Raw genomic sequence first — 327 nt, forward strand, 5'->3', positions numbered from 1 at the left:
CGCCATGGACTACAGCAGCAAATAGATAATGGGGTTTTGAATCCCGATCAGATCGAAAAGGATTGGCAGACCGACAAGGATGAAAAGGTCCGCCATAGTCATCGTTATTTGCAGGGGCAGAAGCAGCCGTTTGACCAGCCATTTGTAAGTGGATTGGGCGGGCTTATGATGTATCCGGGCGACGCCTCCCTAGGGGCTAGCGACGAAGACCGATACGGGTGCCGATGCCGCGCCCGATACTCCGTAAGAATGAGGTTCTAATGAAGATCAGCGTATTCAAGGGCGATGAAGGATATGAAAACTATCTAGCCCATCGGCCTATTGTCG

The 327-nt window shown here is 51.7% G+C and carries 1 protein-coding gene; it reads left to right on the forward strand.

Annotation, left to right across the window (positions count from 1 at the left end; all coding sequences use genetic code 11):
- A partial coding sequence (locus RMT89_RS41950; RefSeq protein ID WP_315889009.1) for a hypothetical protein occupies positions 1-261 on the forward strand: 261 nt, incomplete at its 5' end.
- Positions 262-327: the final 66 nt, after the last annotated feature.

This window comes from Streptomyces sp. P17, from assembly GCF_032436805.1.
Taxonomy (GTDB): domain Bacteria; phylum Actinomycetota; class Actinomycetes; order Streptomycetales; family Streptomycetaceae; genus Streptomyces.